We start from the raw sequence: 22519 nt of genomic DNA on the forward strand, positions 1-22519 counted from the left end.
AGGCGCCAGGCTTCCTGGAACTTTTTTGGCTTCCTCTTGCTTCATTGATCGTAGTTCCTTTACATATTGAAAGCTATTATCTTACCATCACCAGCGAAAAACCGCAACCGTGGGTGTACGCTTTTATTGCAAAGTTAGCAAATAATGATTTAATTTGAAATTATTAAATCCCCATTATTATCAGTTTTTACTTTTATCTTTTTTATAACCTTTTGTTTTATTTTGCCGCTTTGGTCCTTTTTAACAACCTGACTTACATGAAAGTTGTCTGAAACCTTGGAACAAATCTTTTTCACATATTCTTTAGTTTCCTGATACGGCGGGATGCCGCCATACCTCTCCACCGCCCCTGGCCCGGCATTGTAGGCCGCCAGGGCCGATTCCAAGGCCCCGAACTTATCCAGCATCTGCTTTAAATACCTGGCGCCGGCGTCTATGTTCTGTTCCGGGTCAAAAGGATTGCTGACCCCCAACTGCCAGGCCGTTTGCGGCATCAACTGCATCAGCCCCTGAGCCCCCTTGCAGGAAAGCGCCCTGGGGTTGTACTGGGATTCTGCGTCGATCACCGCCTCCAGCGCTTGCGGGCTTAGCGCATATTTCTGGGAAGCGGCATTTATCAGGTTCTGGTATAAAACACGATTATTCTTTTTAAGCTGCCTGACGCAGGCAAAGTTTGCCCTGGGAATATTGGAAAGCAACAATCCGTCTTCCAATGCGCTGGTGTAGACCTGGCCATAGACCAGGGAGCTAAGAGTCAAAATTATTATTATTATTAAAGATGTTTTCATGGTTCAACGTAATCCGTATTTTCAATCAAAGGCGGCGGCAACCGGAAATCACGCTCAACTCTAAATTGCTGCACGCCCTTTACCACTGTCATCTCTATCTTAAGCCATTTTGCCCGGTCCAACTCCCGGCACCAAAGCGCGCCGCTGCGGTTATCATCCAATTCCTCGAACCATTCCCGGGCGGTATGCAAACCGAGCGAATCGGGACCTGGCGCAAAGCTGAACAGGCAGTCCGTTACCCTGGCGCCGCCGTCAAGGCATTTTTTACCATTCCAATAAAGCATGCTGTCCTTGATCTGCCAGACGATCTTGACGGTGTCATCGTCGCTCCCGGTAAAAGATATGCCATTGGGCTTGCCCCAGCTCCAGCCAGCGGCATTTTTTAGCGCCGATTCGATCTCCCCGGCCATTTCCTGTGCGGCATTGAATAGCTCGTGCCGGCGCTCCCGTTGATCCATGGTCCTTTTGATCCGCACGAACAGGCCGAATACCACGGCCATCACTAAGCTGAAGATGACCAGGGTCTGTATCAGTTCTATCAGCGAAAATCCTTTTTGCCGGGAACGCATCATCACTGGCCTTTCAACGCAGTCAGTTTTGCCATAAGCTTTTTACCGTCCCAGGAATAGACGCGCACCCGTATCTCCAGGGGATCGGTGCCATTGGCCGGCTCCCCAATTTCCTGTCCGTCAATGGGGTCAATTACTATCACCCACTGCTTTCCGTTGGCGTTCACGGCCGAGGAATCATCCTTTATGTTGTAGGGGGACACTTCCGCCGCCAACAACCGGTCCATGGTCTGCCGGGCCACGCTTAAAGCCAACCTGGATTCGATGGTGTTTTCATCACGCTTGAGTTGCCCCGATAAAAACCCCGCCAGCGGCAGGATCAAGATGGCAATTATGGTTATTGCCACCATCATTTCTATTAAGGTAAATGCCTTTTGACTGGATGTTGATTTCAGCTTCATAGGTAACAATACTTAAACCCTTGAACGTAAATTACTGTAGTATGGCTTTTTTCCGTTTAGCTTTTCGCCCCCAGAACTGCCGCCAGCAGTAAGGCTTTCTTCATGGGTCCGCTATCGGCCTTGTTCTGCCAGGCGATGTCCAACGCCGTGCCGTGGTCCGGCGAAGTCCTTAGTATTGGTAGGCCCAAAGTAATGTTGATGGCGCCGCCCAAAACCTTCAGCGGCAGCAGGCCCTGGTCGTGGTACATGGCGATCAGGGCGTCTAATTTTCCCTGCCGGATGAGATTAAAGCCCAATTCGGAAGACCACGGCCCCGATACCGCACAGCCCGATCTCTGGAATGATCTCACCGCCGGAAGGATCACCCTTTTTTCCTCGGAGCCGAACAGCCCGGCCTCCCCGGCATGAGGATTAAGCCCTAGCACCCCGATTCTGGGGTTCTTGATGCCCCACCAGTTTTTCAGGGCTTTTTGGGTCAGTTCTATCTTCTCCCTGATGACAGCCACAGTCAGGGTTTTGGGAACCTGAGAATAGGGTTGATGAATCGTGGCCAGAGTTACCTTGATGTTTCCCGAGGCGAACATCATGCCGAAATTCTTGACCCCGCAGATCTCCGCCAAAAGCTCGGTATGCCCCGGCTGTTTATAGCCGGCCTGACGCAGGGCCAGCTTGGAGATGGGCGCGGTGGCCAGGGCTGATACTTGGTTATCCAGGGCCAAAAGTGCCCCGGCTATGATCGAGCGGGCCGCGATGCCCCCGCTCTGGGCTGAGGGTTTTCCAGGAGTCGGGAGAAATTTTTTGCAATAGATGTCATGGATCTCCAGCCCGGCTATCTTGATGCCCGCGGCTTTGGCCGCCTGCTCCCAGATATCCTGGGACCCGACCAGCACCGGGCGGCAGTGCTTTATGATCTCCCGGTCGGCTGCGGCCTTAAGGGCGATCTCCGGACCGATCCCGGCCGGGTCGCCCATGGTTATGGCTATGAATGATTTCATGGTTCTTTCTTTTTTGTTGGGGCAATTCACGTGTCCGGCGTAGCCATAGAATTGGCGTAGTTGGATGAATTGCCCTTACTGTGCCCACCGCACTTACCAACCATTTCCAACATTTCAAACCGTTCAAACGTTTCTAACGTTGTATTGCTCCCTGCCGGACTACTCCTGCGTTTCCAACATTGCCGCGCCCCCTGCCGGACTACTCAAACGATTCTTCCTTGTCCGTGCTTTTATGCAAGTCCTCCTCGATCGTCTGATCCACCATCTCGTCAAAACCCTCGCCCGCTTCGTCGCCCAACTCCCGGCCCATCTTCTTGGCCCAGCGGGCCACCGAGGCCGGGTCGTTCTCGTCCACCCCGGAAAAGGAGGAAGGGTCGGCCAGCCGCTCCATTCTTGACTCCTCGGAACGAAGGGTCCGGAACCGGGACATCAGCCGCTCCAGCTTTTCGCTGCCGCATTTGGGGCATTTAGGGAGGCCATAGGTGGACGGATTTAGGATCAGCAGGCTGACTTTACTTTTGCAGCCCAGGCACTGATACTCGTAAATGGGCATTTCTCAAGTCTCCTTTGAATGGGATATTTCCCATTTTTCAACGATTGCGGCTATGGTCTTGTTCTTGGTCAAAAATCCCTTCCGCTCCTCTTCATCCCTGATGTTCCGGGCCTTGGTCTGCACCTCATTATAGGCCAGTCCCAGGTATTTATCCGACTCCTTCTGCCGGCCTTGCTTTTCCAGGATCCGGCAATGGGTGAAATAACTGTCTTCCTTGTAAACCTCGAAAAGTTCGTGCTTGCCGATTATTTCAATTGCCTGGCTGGAATACTCAAAAGCTTTTTCTATATCCCCGGTGTCGTAATAAATATCGGCCAACGAAGAATACAGGGTGGCTAATTGGCCCTGGTTGCCCGAGGCCAGCGACAGTTCCAGGGCTTCTTTCCCTATCGCCTTGGCCCTCCGGTAATCCTTGGTATTGCCCAGATACCCCACTTTTTGAATGAGATAGAACTCGTAATAGCTGCGGCTTTGGATCTTCTGGCAGATATCTAGCGCCTCGTCTATGTAAACAGTGGCCTTGGGATAATCGTTTTTTATAGAGTAGAGGGTGGCCAGGTTCCCCAGTTTGCGCATCTGGCCGTCCTGGTTGCCGGTGTCCCGTTCTATCTTCAGGGCCTTTTCAAAATTGGCCAGGGCTTGGTCGTGATTTCCCACCGAGGCTTGCATCACCGCAATGTTACAAAGCTTTGATGCCTGGCCGTGGAGGTTGCCCAATGTCTCATCTATCTTCAGTCCCAGATTGTAATGCTCCATGGCTATACTATATTCGGCCTGGTTGAGCATGCTACCGCCCAGGTTATTGTGCAGTGTGCTCTGCTTGGCCAGATCGCCGATGCGCTGGGAGATCGACAGGGCTGAAAGGTAATAGTCCTGGGCCTGCTTGGGCTCGTCGGTGGCCAGCATCACATTGGCAATGGTCATGAACACCAGGGCCAGCGATCGGTCGTCGTTGTTTTTTTGGAAGATCTGCCTGGCCTGATCCAAAACCGACAGGGCCTCCGGATATTGCCCGGTCTTCCAGTAGATACGCCCCAGGCTGGCCAGCGAGCTTGCCAACCGGAGGTCATCCTTGCCGGTTGAATAGATATCTATGGCCTTCTGGGTATGCTCCGCCGCCTGGTCGAAATTGGAAAGGTTCTGATGAGCCGATGACAGCTGTTCATAGGCCTTGGCCAGCATAAAAGAATCCGACAACTTGGCGGCCAGCGATAAACATTCATCCGCCGGCTCCAGCGCTTTCTTATATTCCCCGCGGTAGATAAAAAGCTGGGATAGATACAGTCCGGCGGTCATGGCATAAACGGGATTCCGCTGGGACAGGGAGCGTATTTTCTGGGCGATATCCCCGGCCCGGGCCCGGGCCCCGGTAACGTCGCAGATCTCCCACTGCCGCTGCCAGATGGCAAAGGGTATTCCCTCTTCCAAGCGGTTTCCGGTCAGGGCCTCCTTGACATTATTTATTATCCAGCCGGTGATTTTGTTCATTTTACCAGTATCATCTTGACCGCGATGGCCAGCAAAAATACCCCGAACATCCTCTGCAGCCAGACCCCGGAGATCTTCTCGGCCAGCGCCGCACCCAGCAGTCCTCCGAAGAAAAAGCAGATCGCCATCACCGCCGCCGCCTTGATGTTGACATGCCCGGCCGAATAATAGCGCCAGGCCGCCAGCAGCCCGATCGGCAGAAGCAGGGTAGCCAGCGATGTCCCCTGGGCCTGATGCTGGGAGAACTTGAAAAGCAGCACCAGGGCCGGCACTATCACCACCGCCCCGCCGATGCCGAACAATCCGCTGATCACCCCGGCCAAGGCCCCCAGCAAACCATATCCCAACCAAACCATCATGACACCTCCATTAGTTTTTTATATGCCAAAGGCAGATGGTCCAATATATCTCCCGCCAGCATGCAGTATTCGGTTTTGTTTTCCGCCGCCAGATCCCCGGCTAGACCGTGCAGATAAACCCCCAGCGCCGCAGCCCTTTCAGGGGACAGGCCCTGGGCCAGCAGCCCGGCTATCAGACCCGCCAGCACATCCCCGGCCCCGGCCGTGGCCATGCCGCTGTTGCCGGTGGTGTTGATCCACAAATGTCCCGAAGACCCGGCGATGACGGTGGGAGCGCCCTTCAGCACTATGGTCAGACTATATTTAACGGAAAACTGTGAGGCCGCCCGTATTGGGTCGGCTTTTATCTCGGCGATGGACCATCCGGACAGCCTGGCCATTTCTCCGTAATGGGGAGTTAATACCAGCGGGGCCTGGCTATGAAGTAATTGGCCATTGCCGGACAGGGCATTCAAAGCATCGGCGTCCAGAACAGCCGGGATTTTTATGTTCTTGATCACGGCCTGTACCAGTTCCACCGTTTCCGGATAGGTGGAAAGCCCCGGACCTATCAGGAGCGAGTCGGCCTTGGTCATCAGCGCCTTTATCCTGTCCAAGGCATGCAGCGACAGGGTTTTGGTGCGGGTCTCTGGCATCGGCTTGGTGATCACTTCGGTCAGCTTGGCTTCCATGATATCGCTCAGACTCTCAGGAATGCCCAGATAGACCAGCCCGGCCCCGGAGCGCAGGGCTGAAAGCGAGGCCAGACAGGCCGCTCCGGTCATCCCCGCCGAACCGGCCAGGACCAGCATAGTTCCGCAGCTGCCCTTGTAAGCATCTGGTTTTCTGCCCGGCAGCATCCGCTTTGCTTCGATGGCCTCAATCGTGCCGGCGTTGACTTTCTGCTCATCAATCGCTTTTTGGGGAAAGCCTATGTCTGCAATGGATATTTCTCCAGCCAGGGATCTTCCCGGATAAAATAAAAGCCCCGTTTTCAAAAGGCCCAGGGTCACCGTGGCCTGGGCTTTTACTGCCGGACCCAGCGCCTGGCCGGTTTTTCCGTTAACCCCGGAAGGAATGTCGGCCGCCAGCACCGGCCGCCCGGAAGAGTTGATGGCTTCGATAATCTGCCCCGCCAGCTTGCTTGCCCCGCTTATGCGGTGGTCGGCAGTCCCCTTGAACCCGGTGCCGAAGATGGCGTCTACGGCCAGTCCTGATTTTTTTAGCACTGCCATGAGAACGGACAAGCCCTGCCCGCCCTTGATCTCTGTGATCTTTATTCTGGCTGCCTTGAGCTTTTTGACGTTTGTCCCGGCATCGCCTTTAAGATAGCGCGTAGACCCCAGCAGGAAGACCTGAACTTCGCATCCCTGTTCTTTAAGCAGCCGGGCCGCAGCCAGGCCGTCGCCGCCATTGTTGCCCGGCCCGCACACTAGGCAGACGGACTGCTCCGCTCCCGGAGAATCTGGGGCCAGCATCTCCCGCGCCTTTTCGGTTAGGGCCCGGGCGGCATTTTCCATCAGGGTCAGGCCCGGCACCTTGTATTTCTTGATGGCCCGGGCGTCTATCTCCTGCATCTGCCGGGGAGTGACTACGATCATTTCAGTTCCTCCACTAAAGACTGTCAACAATGTCCTGACACCTGCCACCTCCGGTTTATGTTCCACCAATAGACACAAATTCTAAATTGTCATCAGCCGATCAAAACTCTATCCCAAGCCCGGCATAAATATATCCCCACGAACGGCCCGCTTCAACTACAAAAGCGGTTTTCTCTGTCAGGGGCAGCCTGGCACCAGTTTTGACCAATGTCAGGCCATTCAATCCTTGATTGTAAAGCGAATTAAAATCCCTGATATTCTGTCCGGCTTCAAGGTAAATATCATGGCCTTTTATGTTTTTACCCAGGACCAAACTCAAATCGGGATAAGTGAAAAGCGGAAAGCAGCACCGCAGGCGCAGGCTGCCGTCAAGCGCAGTATTTATGAGCCACTGGTGTTTGACATCCAGATTAAACTGGAACTGGGTTCCTTTTTGCTCTTCATCACTATTGCCGCCCTCATCCAAATTTAAATAAAAAGGACCCTTGCCTGGAAAGAACTCCAGTAACCCTCCCCACTCAATGTTAAGTGTCGAGTCTTTTTTGTTTATGTGTCCAGACCTTACGCCGAACACGACCATCGGATAATTGAGGTTACCTTCGCTTTCCTGAATTACCGCCATTGAGGCGATAGCCCGGGCTCTGTTTTGTACCCTGGCCGTATCAAAAGTGGCAAAGCAGCCGCAAAGAGAAACTGCGCATACAAGCGTTGTGATTATCACATGGATTCTTCGTCGACTCATTTTCAAACTCTCGCAATAAATTATTCGCGTTTTTCGTGTTTTTCACGCCTGCGCGCTATAGCCCCGCCGTTGGCGGGGCGCAAGCGCGGGCAGGGTCCTTATCTTTAGACTTTCTCCATCACCGCCACCGCGATCACATACTCCTTCTCGTGCGACAACGACAGGTGGAACACATTGTCCTTCCCGAACTCCAGCGCCCGGCCGTGCAGTTTCACGGTGGGCCGGCTCTTCTCGTTGTCCATTATCTCTATCAAATTGGGATAGACCCCGCGGTGGAAGCCGGTTCCCAGGCACTTGGATACCGCCTCCTTGGCAGCGAACCGGGCGGCCAGGGCCGGGGCCGGATGCTTGCGGGACAGGCAGAACCGGATCTCGCCCCCGGTAAAAATTTTTTCTAAAAAACGCTGGCCGTATCTTTGGTAAGCCTTTTCCACCCGTTCAACCTTGGCGATATCGGTGCCGATGGCGATAATCATGCTGGTTCGTCAATTGATTGTTTTAGTTTTAACTTGATTGGCGGATATTTTTATCCGGCCCTTAACCTTATAATTTAACATAAAACCTGCAAATGTCAAGCATTATTTAAAGCCAGGTCAGCCTTTTATTGCCATATTTTTGACCGTGTAATTTATGTTGACAGACCGGCCTGTTTTACATTAAACTTGAGCCATGCCCGAAAACCTTTCTCAAAATAGAAAGCCCCTGGCCCTGGTCACCGGCGTCACCGGCTTCATCGGCAGCCACCTGGCCGAAGCTCTGCTTAAAGAAGGGTTCCGGGTGAAGGCCCTGGTCCGGCCCACCAGCGACCTGAGATGGATCAAGGGCCTGGAGATGGAGCTTTTGTCCGGCAGCCTGCATGACAGCAAATTCTTGGAGCAGGCCGCCGCCGGTGCGGATTACATCTTTCACCTGGCCGGTGCCGTCAAGGTAAAAAATCCGAGGGATTTTTATCTTCACAACGCCCAGGCGACGCTGAACCTGGCCAAAGCCGCCGTGGCCACCGCTTCCGGGTTGAAACGCTTCCTGTTTGTCTCCAGCCAGGCCGCGGCCGGCCCGGCAGAGTGTTTGCAGCGACCGGTCTGCGAACGGGACCAATGCCGTCCCCTGTCGAATTACGGCCAAAGCAAACTGCAGGCCGAGCGGGAACTGCTGGGATTGTCCGGCAATCTGCCTGTGACCATAGTGCGCCCCCCTTCGGTCTACGGCCCCCGCGACACCGAGGTGCTGGCCTATTTCCGATGGATCAACCGCGGGCTGGCCCTGCTGCCGGGCTTAAGGACTCGCTACGCCAACCTGATCTATGTTACGGACCTGGTCGGTGGAATTATTGCTCCGGCTAAGGAACAAAAGTCTATTGGAAAGACATATTTTCTGGCCGGTGACCGGGCCTATTCCTGGCAGGAGATATCGGACGCCATCGCCCAAAGCCTGGGGACAAAACCATTGAAAATTCATTTGCCATTGGGGCTGGCCTATTTTTCGGCGCTGATGTCGGAGGCCGGCGCCGCGGTCACTTTAAAACCCGGTCTGTTCACCCGGCAAAAAGTGAACGAGATGGCCCAGCGCTACTGGCTGGTGTCCTCCCAGGCGGCCAAGGAAGATTTTGGATTTAAATGCCGATATGACCTGCCACAGGGAATGGCGGAAACAGCGCTCTGGTACAAACAACAGGGCTGGATATAAACCCTACACTAACGTTTTCAACCTTTTGAACTTTTTCAACCTTTCAAACATTTAGAAAAATGCCCCCAAACCGCTTATATAACGACCTGGCCTGGCTGTGGCCGCTTTGGGAAAAGGTGGCGGACTATAAACCCGAAAGCGCCCGGTTCATCAAACTGATAAACAAGCACTGTCCGAAGGCTAAGGCCATTTTGGACATCGCCTGCGGCGGGGGCAAGAACGACTATTACCTGAAAAAACGCTTTGCCGTGACCGGATTAGACTTAAGCCCGCAGATGATCGCTCTGGCTAAAAAGCTCAACCCTCAGGCCGATTATCATTTAGGCGACATGCGCAGTTTTGATCTGGGGAAAAAGTTTGATGTGGTATTCTTCAACGACGGCATCATCTATATGCGGACCAAGGAGGACCTGCTGAAAGCCTTGAAGAACGCCCGCCGCCACCTTATGCCCGGCGGAGTGATGGCGCTGTACGTGGAGGATTGCCAGGAGCGCTTTGAGCAAAGCAAAACCTCGGTCTGGCGCTCAAGGTCGGGCGGATACGACATCACTTACATCGAGAACGACTATGATCCCGATCCCCGGGACAGCAGTTATGAGATGGCCTTCGTCTATATCATCCGCCGGGGCAAAATATTACGGATAGAGCACGACACCCACACCGCCGGGCTGTTCAGCCTTGATCAGTGGCGCCGGACCATGAAACAGGCGGGTTTTAAAGTGATCGCGGACCGGCCCCAAAAACTGGGGGACGAGCTGGTACAGCTACTGGTGGGGAAAAATATTGAACCGCCAGAACTCTAAGCAAGCCATGATTAATTTAAGTTCTCTTCGTGCCTTGATGGTTAGTATTTCTGAAGGGATTTTTCACTGAAGGAATAATCTTTTTAGACCCTGACATAATTATTATGCTACCACAATGTCTTTGGAATGTCTTTTTATCTGTTGACTTTGCCCTTAAAATATGTTAATTTTATCCGATTATAACCTGATTTGCCCTAAAAGGGTTTGCAACAATTCAACGCTATTTTTAAGGAGACTTTAGGCGGTGAGATTTTTGTGAAGTACCCTGCGCCAAGAGCGCAAGACATCTTGGTTAATTGATTGAAATGAAAACCTTGACGGTTTTCAAACTTTCCCTTCAAGGTTCCCTGTGCCAAGAGCACAGGGTGTTGAAATTATAAAACATTGACTTTGAACCGTAGCTACCCACGGACGGAGCACAAAGACTTACGTAAAACACTCCAATGTCATCGTATCTTCACTTCACGCATTCATCCACCCCGATGTATCGGGGTGGCATTCTACAACACAAATAAAAAACTTAGGCGGGGAGGTTTTTCCATGAAAAGAAAAATATTTTTATTCTTATCGTTAGGGCTGACTGCGTCAGTTGCCCTGGCTACCCAGTTCCCCTTGATAGGAGGCCCGGGGTTGGTTCACCTGCAATCGGCCAAGGCCGGGCCGGGGTTTGGATACCGCAGTCTGGCCGCCGTATCCTCTTATTCCAATCAGACCTTTTACGGCCTGCAGGGAACGGATGACGCCTTCACCGACCTGTGGAGTCACAACTCCATCAGCTACTCCCCGCTACCCGGCCTGGCGGTGATAAGCCAAGGCCTGGCCCACGCCGAGCAGTGGAATATCAAAAATCCCATGCCAGACAGTTTTACTGCCGACAAAAGCCTGGGCTGCCCCGGCGACGCGTTGCTGGCCCTGAAATACCAGTGGGGATTGCGAGACGGACGCTGGGACCTGGGGCTAATGCCCGTGGTCACAATACCCATGAACCGCGCCAAATATCAGGATTCGCCGTCGCAAAGCGGCCAGCTGGATTTCGGCGGAAAATTGCTATCGGACTTCAATGTTTCCGAGCTGACGGTTTTAGTGAACGCCGGGTTTTTAACCCGGGGCGAGGAACGCCCCCAGTTGCCTCTGGGCTTGGGACTGGAGTACGGCTTCGGTCAAAAATTCTCGGCTTTCCTGGAGGCTTCGGCCGAATTACGGCTGGGCGCCCAAAAAGATTCTTTGACCGATAACCAGATATTACGGGGCCGGGGAGCCGACCGGAACGAAATCCGGCTCACACCGGGGCTGCGCTTTGCCCCGGCTTCTTTTCTGGGGCTGAACCTGGGTTGTGATATCGGGTTGAGCCAGGCCGCGGCCCCCTGGCAGTTGATATTGGGATTTGACTTTCCGGCTGCGGCCGGCAGGGCGCCGGTTGCCCCGCTGTGGGGCGCCGTGGCCGGCATCATCAATGATAATTCCACCAGGGCCGCCATCAAGGGCGTCATCTCCTTCCCCGACCAGAACCTTCCGGCCGTCACCAGCGACGCCTCCGGCAACTACAGGCTAAAACTAAAACCGGGCCGGTACAAGGTGCAGGTTACGGCCGACGGCTACCGCACCATCACCAGAGAACTGGAAGTGAAGGCCGGACAGGACGCCGGGTGGGAGCTGGGCCTCAATAAAAAACTGGGGCAACTGACCCTTACTGTTACCGACGCTTCCGGGAAAAGGCCGCTGCAGGCCTGGCTGAACTTTGGCGCCGCCGGCCAGCAGTCATACCGCACCGATCCGACCACCGGCCAGTACCTGGCCCGGCTGGTTCCCGGGAATTACACCCTGACGGTGGGGGCCCCCGGCTATATCTCCCAAAATGTGGCCCTGACCGTCAAGGACAAGGACCATCTGCAGCAAAACGTTTCGCTGCAGCCCCTGGTTCAGGCGGCGGTTCCGCCCCAGCCGGCTGCGCCGTCAGTGGCTCCCATCCCGATCAAACCGAAACCGGTCGCGGCCAAACCGCCGGCGGCAGCCCGGCCTGCCAGGCCGGCAACCCCGGCCGCTCCCAGGATGTCGGCCGAGGAAGTGACCGCGCTTTACAAAAAGGGAGTCCAGCAATTTATGAACGAGGAATATTCCGCGGCCGAGAAAACCTTCAAGCAGGTGCTGGAGGCCGATCCCGGCCACGCCAAGGCCAAGGAGTATCTGGGCAAGACCAGGGACCGGTTGAAAAAATCAAAGGGATAAGATAAGCATATCACCTGTCCTCCAGTCAGCCGCTTCGTCTATGGGCTACGGTGTACCGGCAAACTCTTCCGACCGGTCTTGCATCACCGGCGCCTCATAATACTTTGAGGGAATACATGAAACGGCAGTTTACTTTACTGGGTTTGACGATCTTATGGGCCTCGCTGGCCGGAGCCGCCCGCTACCCGCTTTTTGGAGGACCGGGCCTGATCCACCTGCAGTCGGCCAAAACCGGGATCGGTTATGGAGGCCGCAGTTTGGCGGCCCTGAGTTTCTATTCCGAACAGAACTACTACGGCCTTTCCGGGAATCAGGATGCTTTTCTTGACGCCTGGAGTTACAACACGTTATATTATGTCCCGGTAAAAAACCTGGCCGTGATGGCCGCCGGTATTGCCCATGCCGAACAATGGACCGTGGCCGCACCAGACACCAGCCGGCCCACCGATCAAAGCCTGGCCTGCCCCGGCGATGCGGTGGTGGCGGTAAAATACTGCCTGCCACTGCTGGAGGGGAAAATGGATCTGGGGTTCATGCCCACCCTGTCGGTGCCGATGGACAAGGAACAATACCAGGACGGCCCGTCTCAAACCGGCAAATTAGATTTCGGAGCCAAGCTTTTGACCGATATCAACCTTGGCCGAACCACGGTCTTCATCAATGCCGGGTTTCTGTCGCGGGGAGAGGAACGGCCCCAGCTGCCATTTGGGGCCGGGGCCGAATATTCCTTCAAGGGAAATCTTTCGGCATTTATGGAAATCTCGGGCGAGTACCGGCTGGGCGCTCAAAAGGATTCTTTGACCGACGATCAGATATTAAGGGGGCGGGGAGCCGACCGGACCGAGTTACGGATAACGCCAGGCGTCAGGTATTCCCCCCTGCCGTTCCTGGGACTCAATCTGGCCTGCGACATTGGGCTGAGCAGGGCCACGGCCCCCTGGCAGCTGGTGCTGGGCTTTGACTTTCCCGCCAGGGCGGGCAAGGCTTTATCGGGCCCGATTGGCGGAGCGGTGGCTGGCTGGATCAAAGACCGCGAGACCGGGGTGCCCATGAAAGGGATGATTACCTTCCCGGGATCAAACCTGCCGGGATTGGTCAGCAATGAAGCCGGGGATTACGAGGCCAAGCTGCCGCCCGGCGAATACAAGGTCCACATTTACGCCAACGGCTACCGCTGGCTGGAGCGCAAGATCAATGTCAAAGAAGGCAAGGTGGAGAAATGGGACCTGACCCTGAAGCGGAAGACCGCGGGCTTCAAGGGCAAAGTAATCGATCGGGTCACCGGCCAGCCTTTGCCGGCCGCCGTTTCCTTCAATAGCAGCCGGGCCGGCGACATCGGCAGCGATTCCGTCACCGGGCAATTCGGCACGGTGGTTCCTCCGGGGAAATATAAAATCTCCGTCAGCCTGGAGGGGTACCGGAGTTTTGAAGAGGAATTGACCCTTAAGGACAAGTCCGACACCGAACGCCAGATACTGCTGGAAAGAGAAATAGCGGCCGCAACCCTGCCTCCGGCCCCGGCTTCGGAGAAAAGGACAAAAGAGCCTGACGCTCTGTCTCCGGTCCCGGTTGCCTACCAGCCGTCAGCTGCTTCCGCCCCGGCAGCTCCGGCGGCGGAGAAGCCCAAAACCGCAGCCCCACCGGTTCCCACACCTCGACCCGGCTCGACGCAGGCCCCGGCGGTTCCGGCCGCCGCCAAGCCGGCCAAGATGTCGGCCGAGGAGGTGACCGCCCTATATAAAAAGGGCGTCCAGCACTTCATGAACGAGGAATATGCCGTGGCCGAGAAAATCTTCAAGCAGGTGCTTTCAGCCGATCCCAGGCACGCCAAGGCCAAGGAATATCTGGGCAAGACCAAGGACCGCCTGAAAAAATGATCATTCAGAGCCCCACCTCTATACATCGGTGTAAACTCCGCATGCCCTGAGTGGACCTGTGGTGAGCAACTTGTACTGAGCTTGTCGAAGTAAGCCGAACCAACCGAAGGGACACCAAGCCTCAAAACAAATTTTAAAAATAGGAAATGGGAAATCGTATTTGGTGCCTTTGACTTTGTGGCTGAATAGCAACCATTTAAGGCTTATATGAAAAAAATAGTTCCCGCATTTTACTTGATACTCTCCTTGGCTTTCGCCGCCGCTATCGGAACATCCCAGCAGCAGCCGGACTTTAAAAAAGACAACTTTTACCTGGGCCAAAACCAGCAGCTGGAGATAGAGATCCATGTCTGGGGCGAGGTGAACACTCCCGGGGTCTACCGGGTGCCGGACGGCTCCACGGTGCTGGACGTGATCTCCAAAGCCGGCGGGCCCACCGAATATGCGGCTTTGGGCCGGGTCAAGGTTTCCCATACCCTGGGACAGGTGCCTCGCACCGTAAAGGTCAATCTGAATAAGTACCTGAATAAAGACCGGGCCGATTCCCTGATGGTGATGCGGCCCGGCGATGCGGTGATGGTGCCCCGCAATGCCCGCTTCTTCTGGAAGGACGCTATCTCCTTCATAGCCGACATAGTTGTCATCGCCAACGTCTACTATCTTATCTCCCGGAACCGCTAAGCAGATACGAGTTCCCAGAAATTACCGGGACACAGTTAAGCACGGATCACACTTCCCCGGGCAGGCTATCGGCATATCCGTGTTTTTCGTTTGCCTGGGCTGGACAGAAAACAGCGTCCCAAAGAGATTTGTCTTTTAGTTGAATCTTTAACGTCTTTGATGAGGGCCTTGCATTTGAACCAGGATGTAAAAACCAGGACCAGCGAGTCCAACATTTACGAACTGATAGACCTGTTATGGCGGAGAAGGCTGCTGATAACAGCCTGCCTGCTGGGCGTGATGCTGCCCATCGTCCTGGCAAATTTCACCATGCCTCCGGTTTACGAGGCCCAGACCACCGTCATCTTCGAGCAGAGCCGCGAGCCGCTGCCGGCCTTTGACATCTCCGAGGCCTTCTCCCGCAAAAGCTACATCGTGAACCAGATCGAGGAGATCAAATCCCGCGCCCTGGCCGAGGAAGTAGTGCGGCTGTTGGACCCGGAATACTCCCAGATTCTGCTGCGGGGGCGGGACCGCAACCTGAGCCCGGAACGGCAAAGCTATAAGCTGACCCAGATCATCAAGAATAGCATCTCCGCCGAGCCCATCCGTGATTCCGACGTGATCCTGATTAAGGTTCAGGGCCCTACCCCGGAAGCCGTAGCCCATATCGCCAACCTGGTGGCCGAGGTCATCAAGGAGCGGAGCGCCGCGGTGAAACGTGAGCAGGCCTCATCCACCCGCAAATTCATCGAGGCCCAGCTGCCCTCGGTGGAGGCCACCCTCAACAAGGCCGAGGAAGCCATCAAAAGTTTCAAATCCCAGAACCAGGTGGTCTCGCTCTCCGACGAGGCCAAGGAAATTTTGTCCCGGGCCACCGAAGCCGACAAGCAGCTGATCGTAGCCTCCACCGAGCGCCAGAGCATCGAAGGCCGGCTGACCGCCATCTACGACCAGCTAAAGGCCCAGGGGTCTTTGACCGAGAACAGCCTGGCTTTAAGCGCCGGCTCCATGGCCGACAGCCTGCGCAGCAGTCTGGTAAATCTGCAGATGGAGATCATCAAACTACAGGTCAAAGGATATGCTCCTGACCACCCCCAGATCAAGAACCTCAATGCCCAGATCGCCAATGTAAAATCACGGCTGCTGGAGGAGCTGCAGAAGATCACTCAGAAAAGCGTGCTCTCGCCCATGCCCCAGATCCAGTCGCTTTTAGACCAAATCCCGCCACTGCAGATCCAGATGGCCACCTTGACGGCCCGGGAGCTGGCCCTAAAGACCATTCTGTCGCAGTACGATTTCGGCCTGTCAAAACTTCCCAACAAGGAGCTGCAGCTGGCCCGGCTGCTGCGGGCCAAGGAAGTGGGAGAAAGCGTTTACCGGTTGCTGCTGGGGAAGCACGAGGAGGCCAAGATCACCGAGGCTGGAAAAATCGGCAACGTCAGGGTGATAGACCAGGCCCAGCCTCCCCAGTTCCCCATCAAGCCCCGCAAGGTGCTGAACTTCGCCATCGGGCTGGTGGTGGGAATAACTCTGGGGGTGGGGCTGTCGTTCTTCCTGGATTCCCTGGATAATTCGGTAAAAACAGCGGAGGATATTGAGCATACCTTTGAGCTGCCGGTGCTGGGACTGATCCCGGCCATTCATTCCGAGGACGGTAAAACTTTTCGTAAAAACGGAAATGACGAAGTAGCCCGGATCTCAGCCACCCTGGTGACCAAATACACCCCCCGTTCCCATGTGTCGGAAGCCTACCGTTCCCTAAGGACCAACATCCAGTTCTCCCGGATAGACGACCCATTAAAGACCGTGGTCATCTCCTCGGCCGGGCCTTTCGAAGGCAAGTCCACCTCGGCCGCCAACCTGGCCATCACCACCGCCCTCTCCGGCATCCGCACCCTGTTAGTGGATGCCGACTTGCGCCGGCCGGTGATCCATTCCCTGTTCGGCCTGGAGCGGGAGCCGGGCCTGAGCAACCTGCTGGCCGAACGCCTGCCTTTGGAGAAAGTGGTCCGGCCTTCGGGGATCGAGAATCTTTCCATCCTGACCTGCGGGGCCGTTCCGCCCAACCCCTCGGAACTGTTGGGCTCCCAACGGATGCGGGATACGCTAAAGCTTTTAAGCCAGCAGTACGACCTGGCGCTGTTCGACAGCCCGCCGGTGATCACCGTCACCGACACCGCGGTCTTAAGCTCCCAGGTGGACGGGATCGTGTTGGTGGTCAAGTCGCACGTTACGGATAAAAGGGCCTTGACCAGGGCCAAAACCATTTTGACCAATCTCAAGGCCAACATCCTGGGCGTGGTGCTCAATAAGATAGAGCTCTCCGGGCTGGCCGGCAGTTACAATTATTATTACCATTACAATTATTACTACGTCGATGACGGAACCAAGAAGAAACGCGGCCGTCCCACCAAGTGGTGGAACATTTTGAAGAACTGAACTAACTTTACGATTTAACTTTTTTAAGCATGAGTCCGTCAATATTCCGGGAAAAAGGGTATCGCTTTTATTTCCTCTCTAATGAGGAAGAACGCATAGACATCCTGTTACCTGCGAAACCGGAGAAGCCAAATTTTGGCTTGAGCCCATCGTCTCGCTGGCCGTAAATCATGGATTAAACCAAAGAAAGCTGAAGGATATTCAGAATATCGTGGAGAAACACAGAGATGAGATCACTAAAGCCTGGCAAAAACATTTTATTGAGCGTTGAAAATATCACGCCTTTCGGCATTTGGCTCTTTGTAAAAGAAAAAGAATACTTTCTGAGTTTTCAACAGTATCCTTATTTCAAAGACCAAACATTGAATTCCATACAAAATGTTCAGTTGCTGCATGGTTATCATTTATATTGGCCAGACCTGGATGTTGACTTGGAAATTGATAATCTCGAAAACCCGGGGAAATACAAACTTCGATCCAAACTCCATACACAGATATCAAAAAAGCAACCGCATCCTAAGTTTCCGGTGCGTGATATTCGCAAAAGCCATGCCCTGAGACCAGCCTGATTTTAGTTAAAGATATAAGGACCGTATATAAAAAACCGGCGTATTTATATATACGCCGGTTTTTCATTGCAACTTGCTAAACTTCCCACCTTCATATCTTCCTGAGGGTCTCCTTGACCGGTATCCCTCTCTTCTTGAAATCCTTGATGAACAGCACCGGATCAATCGCCTTCTCCAGCGGCACCGCGCCCCTGGGCGCCAGGCCCTGCGCCAGATGGTGGGCCACTATGGCCGCCGGGAAGCCTGTGGTTCGCTCCATGGCAGTAAAGCCAGTCTGGTCGTCATGGAAGTCTACGATGTCTATCCTGGCTTCAACCTTTTGGCCGTTGAGTTTTCCCAGGGCCGTTACCCGCAGCACAATCAGGTCCTTGTCCCTGGGAAAATCTATGGCTTTGGTGATCAGCGCCTGGCTTAAATGGCGGGGTATCACCCTTTGCCCTTTGACATCCAGCGGGGCCTGGTCGAAGAAGCCAAGTTCCAAAAGAGTCTTGATCTTCTGGTGGTGCCCGGGATAACGCACCGTCTTGTAGTCATACTCTTTGACCTGTCCGGCGAAGGTCCAGGGCGCGGTGGAGGTGCCGCCGCTGGTGACGAAGGCCTCGCACCTGCCCACCGGCTTGGGAAACTCCAAGGCCTCCAGCCCGTCGAAGGCCGGGACCTTGGCCACTTTGCCGTTCTTGACGATGTAGGCCTCCCCGAAATATTCGTTGATCAGGCCTTCCACCGAGAACACTAATTTATAGTTCAGCGGCGGCTTGGGCTTTTGGGGCAGGCCTCCGCAGCGCAAATGGATCTCGCCCACCTTATCCAGCTTGTTGATGAAGTAGGCGGCAAAGGTATTGCCCATTCCCGGCATCAGCCCGGTGTCCGGCACGATGGTGATGCCCTTGGCCTTGGCTTTTTTGTGGAGCGACAGTTCCTTTAGCACCACCCCGGTGTTGCCGCCCAAGTCACAGAAATTGGCCCCGGCCTCCACCGCGGCTTTGGCTACGTCATAATTGTAGTGATATGGCACCGCGCTGACCACGCAGTCGGTCCCGGCAAACAGTTTTTTGAGTGCGGACTGGTCTCCGGCATCGGCTTTGACCGCTTTGGCTGCTTTCGCTATTCCGTGTTTCACCAGTTTGTTGACCCTGGCCGCGCCTTGCTTGGCCAGTTTCAAGTCGTAATCGGCCAAAATGACCGACCGGGCCTGGCAGAATTTTGCCAGATCGTAAGCTATGGCCACGCCCTGGCGGCCTGCCCCTAAGACGATGTATTTGTATTTCATGTTTTGATTATAACCCACGGACTGGTATTTGTCAAAATTATTTTTGTTTTGGTTGCATAATTTGCCCCGGCAATATATAATTGGATTTTGAGAGCCTCTCAATTCTCGACTGTCATCCTGAGGATTCTCCCTTGCCCGGCAAATCGAAGGATGACTCAACGAATTGTTCTCCACCGGACCAGCAAACTATGATGGACAAGTTGCGACAAAAAATCCAGAACCTTAAAAAAGAAACCTACGCCCTGTACCTAGCCTATCAGGATCCAAGAGTTCCCTGGTACGCCAAGGCCGTGGCCGTGGCCACCGTGGCTTATGCCATCAGTCCCATCGACCTGATCCCTGATTTCATCCCGGTAATCGGTTACCTGGATGATCTGCTGCTAGTGCCTTTGGGTATCGCACTCTCGGTCAGGCTGGTGCCCGCCGATATTATGGAGGAATGCCGGCAGAAGACGCATCAGAAGCTGAACGGGGCGAACTCGCTGGGCCGCAAGGCCGCGGTCGTTGTGGTGCTTGTCTGGCTGCTGGCCCTGGCCCTGCTGGCCTGGATGACCATTAAATATTTTGAGAAACATTGATGCTGACATCCCAGAAGATCATAAAGCTTTTAAAGCTCAAGCCCCTGCCGGGGGAAGGCGGCTTTTACCGGGAGACCTACCGCTCGGCATTACCGGTGGAGCTGGGATTCGGGATCAAACGCAGCCTGGGCACCTCCATTTATTATCTGATAACTCCTGAAAGATTTTCCACCCTGCACCGGGTCTGCTCCGATGAGGTTCTTCATTTCTATCTCGGCGACCCGGTGGAGATGCTGTTGCTGTATCCCGGCGGCAGGTCCAGGACCGTGGTTCTGGGGCCGGACATTGAAAAGGGCCAGCACCCGCAGTTCTTGGTTCCCAAGAATACCTGGCAGGGCTCGCGGCTTAAAAAAGGTGGACGATTCGCCCTGCTGGGCACCACGGTATTCCCGGGATTCGATTTCGCCGATTACCGGCAGGGAAACCGCAAAATACTGCTGAAGCGGTATCCAAAATGCAAGCCATCTATAACTGCCCTGACAATAGAATGAAAAGGCCTTGCCTTTTTACATTATCAATCGTCTTGTTGTTTTCTCCGTCTCGGGCCCAAGTCGGTTTTAAAAATAGCCAACTGAGGAACCCCCGGGTGCGGCAGGCTTATACCCAAAAGGAACAGGGGATAAAAGAACTGTTTGCGGGTCATAAACTATCCTATCCGCCAAAGCAGATATTCCTCCGGGTATTCAAGCAGGAAATGCTGCTGGAGCTGTGGGTTGCCGAAACTCCGGGCCAGGCCATGGCTTTGTTGAAAGAATATCCCGTCTGCGCTTCTTCCGGTGATCCGGGGCCCAAGAGAAAACGGGGCGACGGCCAGGTGCCCGAGGGATTTTACCAGATTAATCATTTCAACCCTCACAGCAATTTTCACCTTTCGCTGGGTCTGGATTACCCCAACCGTTCCGACCGTCTTTTTGGTGACCGCAACGACCCCGGCAGTGCTATTTACATCCACGGGGACTGCGTGACCATCGGCTGCATTCCCATCACCGATGAGGGAATAAAAGAGCTTTATCTGATAGCGCTGGAGGCCAAGGCCAACGGGCAGCAGGCCATCCCGGTCCACCTTTTTCCCTGCCGGATGAATGGCACAAGCTACCAGGCGCTTTTGGCGGAAACCCGGGAAAGCCTGAAGCTCCCGGAATTCTGGGCCAACCTGAAGCAGGGTTACGATATCTTCGAATTAAACAAGATCGTCCCCAAGGTGCAAGTTGATCGAATGGGAAAATATCTTTTCAACCAACAATAAAATATCATGTTCAAAAATCTAAGCCTTTCTACCAAAAGGCTGTATCTTCAGATAGCCGCCACTATTGTAACCAACAGTTACTTCCTGGCTCCCTATCTGAAATACCTGCCCTGCCCCTCGCTGAACTGTTACGCCTGCCCGGTGGCAAATTTTGCCTGCCCCATCGGCAGCCTGCAGTACTTCGTGATCATCGGGAGGTTCCCCTTCTTCCTGCTGGGCATACTGTTTTTGTTTGGCGGATTAATCGGACGTTGGAGCTGCGGTTTTCTGTGCCCCTTCGGCCTGTTCCAGGACCTGCTGGCTAAAATAAGAAAGGCCAAATTCAACATGCCGCCCTGGCTGGGCTGGGGGCGGTATGTTTCGCTGGTTGGCGTGGCCATAATAATACCGGCCATCACCAAGGATCCCTGGTTCAGCAAGCTCTGTCCGGCCGGCACGCTAGAAGCCGGCATTCCCATCGTAGGCTGGGCCTTTTTTAAAACAAAGGCATTGGGACAGTATTCCGCCATACTGGGAATGACCGGCTGGCTGTTCTGGGTCAAGATCGGATTGCTGGCCGGGACTATCGCGGCCGCTGTCTACATCAAGCGTCCCTTCTGCCGATTCATCTGCCCGCTGGGGGCCATCTTCGGGATTTTCAACCGGGTCTCGCTGCTGCAGATAACGGTGGACAAGAACAAGACCAACGACAAGACCGACTGCCGCAAGCTCTGCCCGGTGGACATAGACATCGGCCAGGACCCGGCCTCGGCCAAGTGCATCCGGTGCATGCAGTGCACCAAGTGTTCGGGAGTGAATGTAAAATAGCGCTGGGAGCCGAAAAAGCCCGAAGGATAAAATCCTTCGGGCTTTTCTTTTTGCGTGTTTCTATTGTTCAGTAAACCTGAACAGATTTCCGAACATGAAGAACAGTGCCCCGGCCAGGTCATCCCTGGTCTGCCGTCCTCCGCTTTTGCGCAGGTAATCGTTGATGATCTCCCCCCTGTCATCCTTGTGATCATAGGGATGCCGCAGGTTCATCTTCAACCGGCCTACCCGGCCCGAACCGTAATGCAGAATGACCACGGTGCCGTCCTCCAGCACTTCTTCCACCAGTCCCACGTGGGTGATCTTGTCGTAACTGTTTTCCAAGGTATTCTTGAAGAACACCGCGTCGGCCGGCCGGGGCGGCATATCTCTGTAGGCTAAGTTCCGGTCGTTCAGGGTCAGGTACAGCGACTCCGAAAGGGAGCAGCCCTGGCGGACAAAGTTGTATTTTATCCTGCGGCCCATCACGGCATATACTCCGTTGACAAAACCGGAGCAGTCGTTCTTGAACCTTCCGTCCATCTCGGTTAGTCCTTTTGCTCCTATGAGGCTTTTGGCATATTTGACCAGGGCCTGCCGTGTTTGCGTCTCATCTCCGACAGGTTCTTTTCTTGGGACATACGCCGGGGAACAGGACACCGCCAGCACGGTCGTCAAAAGCAAAATTCTCCGACGCCAGCGCCTCATATTTTCCCCCCGAAGGGAACATCTATGCGATATCTGGGTTTGGACATCAAATCCATAAAGGTTGGCTTTGGTATGAAACCGTACACCCCCCGATGCCTATATATTGAGGGTGAACTTTATTTCGGATATTAATGTAATGACCCTTTTATACTCGGAGTATATCCGGAGCCATTCTTTTTCGATGTCCCATTCTACG

Annotated in this window: 24 protein-coding genes; 12 read left to right on the forward strand and 12 right to left on the reverse strand. The window is 54.4% G+C overall.

Annotation, left to right across the window (positions count from 1 at the left end):
- Window positions 1–149 precede the first annotated feature (149 nt).
- The 10 genes from HY768_02200 to acpS all read right to left on the reverse strand — a co-directional run bounded on the left by HY768_02200 (window position 150) and on the right by acpS (window position 7951).
- Window positions 150–788, reverse strand: coding sequence for a lytic transglycosylase domain-containing protein (locus HY768_02200; protein MBI4726031.1), 639 nt, complete (start codon window positions 786–788; stop codon window positions 150–152).
- Window positions 785–1363: a type II secretion system protein gene (locus HY768_02205; protein ID MBI4726032.1), complete on the reverse strand. Its 579-nt coding sequence runs from the start codon at window positions 1361–1363 to the stop codon at window positions 785–787. The genes HY768_02200 and HY768_02205 overlap by 4 nt, the downstream gene beginning before the upstream one ends.
- Complete coding sequence (locus tag HY768_02210) at window positions 1360–1710, reverse strand: hypothetical protein (protein MBI4726033.1); 351 nt, start codon at window positions 1708–1710, stop codon at window positions 1360–1362. The genes HY768_02205 and HY768_02210 overlap by 4 nt, the downstream gene beginning before the upstream one ends.
- Window positions 1711–1814: 104 nt before the next feature.
- Window positions 1815–2753, reverse strand: a complete 939-nt coding sequence (gene pdxA / locus HY768_02215; GenBank protein MBI4726034.1) for a 4-hydroxythreonine-4-phosphate dehydrogenase PdxA — start codon at window positions 2751–2753, stop codon at window positions 1815–1817.
- Window positions 2754–2952: 199 nt separating this feature from the next.
- The gene (locus tag HY768_02220; protein ID MBI4726035.1) at window positions 2953–3306 is read right to left on the reverse strand and encodes a zinc ribbon domain-containing protein; all 354 of its coding nucleotides are present in this window, start codon (window positions 3304–3306) and stop codon (window positions 2953–2955) included.
- Window positions 3307–3309: 3 nt separating this feature from the next.
- Complete coding sequence (locus HY768_02225; protein MBI4726036.1) at window positions 3310–4794, reverse strand: tetratricopeptide repeat protein; 1485 nt, start codon at window positions 4792–4794, stop codon at window positions 3310–3312.
- Window positions 4791–5153, reverse strand: coding sequence for a sulfite exporter TauE/SafE family protein (locus tag HY768_02230; protein ID MBI4726037.1), 363 nt, complete (start codon window positions 5151–5153; stop codon window positions 4791–4793). The genes HY768_02225 and HY768_02230 overlap by 4 nt, the downstream gene beginning before the upstream one ends.
- Window positions 5150–6733 (reverse strand): NAD(P)H-hydrate dehydratase, encoded by a 1584-nt coding sequence (locus tag HY768_02235; GenBank protein ID MBI4726038.1) that lies wholly within the window; start codon window positions 6731–6733, stop codon window positions 5150–5152. The genes HY768_02230 and HY768_02235 overlap by 4 nt, the downstream gene beginning before the upstream one ends.
- 100 nt (window positions 6734–6833) lie before the next feature.
- On the reverse strand, window positions 6834–7355 hold the full coding sequence (locus HY768_02240; GenBank protein MBI4726039.1) for a hypothetical protein: 522 nt from the start codon (window positions 7353–7355) through the stop codon (window positions 6834–6836).
- Between the two features lie 224 nt (window positions 7356–7579).
- Window positions 7580–7951: a holo-ACP synthase gene (gene acpS, locus HY768_02245; GenBank protein ID MBI4726040.1), complete on the reverse strand. Its 372-nt coding sequence runs from the start codon at window positions 7949–7951 to the stop codon at window positions 7580–7582.
- 193 nt (window positions 7952–8144) lie between these two features.
- On the opposite strand from acpS, the gene HY768_02250 reads away from it, so the two are divergent.
- The 8 genes from HY768_02250 to HY768_02285 all read left to right on the forward strand — a co-directional run bounded on the left by HY768_02250 (window position 8145) and on the right by HY768_02285 (window position 17735).
- Window positions 8145–9158, forward strand: a complete 1014-nt coding sequence (locus HY768_02250) for an NAD-dependent epimerase/dehydratase family protein (GenBank protein MBI4726041.1) — start codon at window positions 8145–8147, stop codon at window positions 9156–9158.
- Window positions 9159–9217: 59 nt separating this feature from the next.
- Window positions 9218–9961 carry a class I SAM-dependent methyltransferase gene (locus HY768_02255; protein MBI4726042.1) on the forward strand — a complete coding sequence of 248 codons (744 nt, stop codon included), beginning with the start codon at window positions 9218–9220 and terminating at the stop codon, window positions 9959–9961.
- 540 nt (window positions 9962–10501) lie between these two features.
- A complete protein-coding gene (locus HY768_02260; GenBank protein ID MBI4726043.1) occupies window positions 10502–12187 on the forward strand; it encodes a carboxypeptidase regulatory-like domain-containing protein in 1686 nt (561 codons plus the stop codon).
- Window positions 12188–12303: 116 nt separating this feature from the next.
- A complete protein-coding gene (locus HY768_02265; GenBank protein MBI4726044.1) occupies window positions 12304–14064 on the forward strand; it encodes a PEGA domain-containing protein in 1761 nt (586 codons plus the stop codon).
- Window positions 14065–14271: 207 nt separating this feature from the next.
- Window positions 14272–14745, forward strand: a complete 474-nt coding sequence (locus tag HY768_02270) for an SLBB domain-containing protein (protein ID MBI4726045.1) — start codon at window positions 14272–14274, stop codon at window positions 14743–14745.
- A 174-nt stretch (window positions 14746–14919) separates the two neighbouring features.
- A complete protein-coding gene (locus HY768_02275; protein MBI4726046.1) occupies window positions 14920–17166 on the forward strand; it encodes a polysaccharide biosynthesis tyrosine autokinase in 2247 nt (748 codons plus the stop codon).
- Between the two features lie 148 nt (window positions 17167–17314).
- On the forward strand, window positions 17315–17437 hold the full coding sequence (locus HY768_02280; protein ID MBI4726047.1) for a DUF4160 domain-containing protein: 123 nt from the start codon (window positions 17315–17317) through the stop codon (window positions 17435–17437).
- Window positions 17394–17735 carry a DUF2442 domain-containing protein gene (locus HY768_02285; GenBank protein ID MBI4726048.1) on the forward strand — a complete coding sequence of 114 codons (342 nt, stop codon included), beginning with the start codon at window positions 17394–17396 and terminating at the stop codon, window positions 17733–17735. The genes HY768_02280 and HY768_02285 overlap by 44 nt, the downstream gene beginning before the upstream one ends.
- 91 nt (window positions 17736–17826) lie before the next feature.
- Here HY768_02285 and HY768_02290 read toward each other — a convergent pair whose 3' ends face one another.
- Window positions 17827–19005 carry a saccharopine dehydrogenase NADP-binding domain-containing protein gene (locus tag HY768_02290; protein ID MBI4726049.1) on the reverse strand — a complete coding sequence of 393 codons (1179 nt, stop codon included), beginning with the start codon at window positions 19003–19005 and terminating at the stop codon, window positions 17827–17829.
- A 191-nt stretch (window positions 19006–19196) separates the two neighbouring features.
- Here HY768_02290 and HY768_02295 point away from each other — a divergent pair, with 191 nt between their 5' ends.
- The 4 genes from HY768_02295 to HY768_02310 all read left to right on the forward strand — a co-directional run bounded on the left by HY768_02295 (window position 19197) and on the right by HY768_02310 (window position 21636).
- Complete coding sequence (locus HY768_02295; protein ID MBI4726050.1) at window positions 19197–19583, forward strand: DUF1232 domain-containing protein; 387 nt, start codon at window positions 19197–19199, stop codon at window positions 19581–19583.
- On the forward strand, window positions 19583–20074 hold the full coding sequence (locus HY768_02300) for a cupin domain-containing protein (protein MBI4726051.1): 492 nt from the start codon (window positions 19583–19585) through the stop codon (window positions 20072–20074). Before HY768_02295 ends, HY768_02300 begins: the two co-directional genes overlap by 1 nt.
- A 95-nt stretch (window positions 20075–20169) precedes the next feature.
- A complete protein-coding gene (locus HY768_02305; protein MBI4726052.1) occupies window positions 20170–20829 on the forward strand; it encodes a L,D-transpeptidase family protein in 660 nt (219 codons plus the stop codon).
- Window positions 20830–20835: 6 nt separating this feature from the next.
- Window positions 20836–21636: a 4Fe-4S binding protein gene (locus HY768_02310; GenBank protein ID MBI4726053.1), complete on the forward strand. Its 801-nt coding sequence runs from the start codon at window positions 20836–20838 to the stop codon at window positions 21634–21636.
- Window positions 21637–21696: 60 nt separating this feature from the next.
- Here the strand turns inward: HY768_02310 and HY768_02315 are convergent, their stop codons facing one another.
- Window positions 21697–22323 carry a CHAP domain-containing protein gene (locus HY768_02315; protein MBI4726054.1) on the reverse strand — a complete coding sequence of 209 codons (627 nt, stop codon included), beginning with the start codon at window positions 22321–22323 and terminating at the stop codon, window positions 21697–21699.
- Window positions 22324–22519: the final 196 nt, after the last annotated feature.

This window comes from candidate division TA06 bacterium (assembly GCA_016208585.1).
Lineage (GTDB): Bacteria > Edwardsbacteria > AC1 > AC1 > EtOH8 > UBA5202.

Bases quoted from the DNA above. Each gene is read 5' to 3' on its own strand.
- HY768_02200 (MBI4726031.1), bottom strand. From the start codon at position 788: ATGAAAACATCTTTAATAATAATAATAATTTTGACTCTTAGCTCCCTG.
- HY768_02210 (MBI4726033.1), bottom strand. From the start codon at position 1,710: ATGATGGTGGCAATAACCATAATTGCCATCTTGATCCTGCCGCTGGCG.
- pdxA (MBI4726034.1), bottom strand. From the start codon at position 2,753: ATGAAATCATTCATAGCCATAACCATGGGCGACCCGGCCGGGATCGGT.
- HY768_02220 (MBI4726035.1), bottom strand. From the start codon at position 3,306: ATGCCCATTTACGAGTATCAGTGCCTGGGCTGCAAAAGTAAAGTCAGC.
- HY768_02225 (MBI4726036.1), bottom strand. From the start codon at position 4,794: ATGAACAAAATCACCGGCTGGATAATAAATAATGTCAAGGAGGCCCTG.
- HY768_02230 (MBI4726037.1), bottom strand. From the start codon at position 5,153: ATGATGGTTTGGTTGGGATATGGTTTGCTGGGGGCCTTGGCCGGGGTG.
- HY768_02235 (MBI4726038.1), bottom strand. From the start codon at position 6,733: ATGATCGTAGTCACTCCCCGGCAGATGCAGGAGATAGACGCCCGGGCC.
- HY768_02240 (MBI4726039.1), bottom strand. From the start codon at position 7,355: ATGGCGGTAATTCAGGAAAGCGAAGGTAACCTCAATTATCCGATGGTC.
- acpS (MBI4726040.1), bottom strand. From the start codon at position 7,951: ATGATTATCGCCATCGGCACCGATATCGCCAAGGTTGAACGGGTGGAA.
- HY768_02250 (MBI4726041.1), top strand. From the start codon at position 8,145: ATGCCCGAAAACCTTTCTCAAAATAGAAAGCCCCTGGCCCTGGTCACC.
- HY768_02255 (MBI4726042.1), top strand. From the start codon at position 9,218: ATGCCCCCAAACCGCTTATATAACGACCTGGCCTGGCTGTGGCCGCTT.
- HY768_02260 (MBI4726043.1), top strand. From the start codon at position 10,502: ATGAAAAGAAAAATATTTTTATTCTTATCGTTAGGGCTGACTGCGTCA.
- HY768_02265 (MBI4726044.1), top strand. From the start codon at position 12,304: ATGAAACGGCAGTTTACTTTACTGGGTTTGACGATCTTATGGGCCTCG.
- HY768_02270 (MBI4726045.1), top strand. From the start codon at position 14,272: ATGAAAAAAATAGTTCCCGCATTTTACTTGATACTCTCCTTGGCTTTC.
- HY768_02285 (MBI4726048.1), top strand. From the start codon at position 17,394: ATGAGATCACTAAAGCCTGGCAAAAACATTTTATTGAGCGTTGAAAAT.
- HY768_02290 (MBI4726049.1), bottom strand. From the start codon at position 19,005: ATGAAATACAAATACATCGTCTTAGGGGCAGGCCGCCAGGGCGTGGCC.
- HY768_02295 (MBI4726050.1), top strand. From the start codon at position 19,197: ATGGACAAGTTGCGACAAAAAATCCAGAACCTTAAAAAAGAAACCTAC.
- HY768_02300 (MBI4726051.1), top strand. From the start codon at position 19,583: ATGCTGACATCCCAGAAGATCATAAAGCTTTTAAAGCTCAAGCCCCTG.
- HY768_02310 (MBI4726053.1), top strand. From the start codon at position 20,836: ATGTTCAAAAATCTAAGCCTTTCTACCAAAAGGCTGTATCTTCAGATA.
- HY768_02315 (MBI4726054.1), bottom strand. From the start codon at position 22,323: ATGAGGCGCTGGCGTCGGAGAATTTTGCTTTTGACGACCGTGCTGGCG.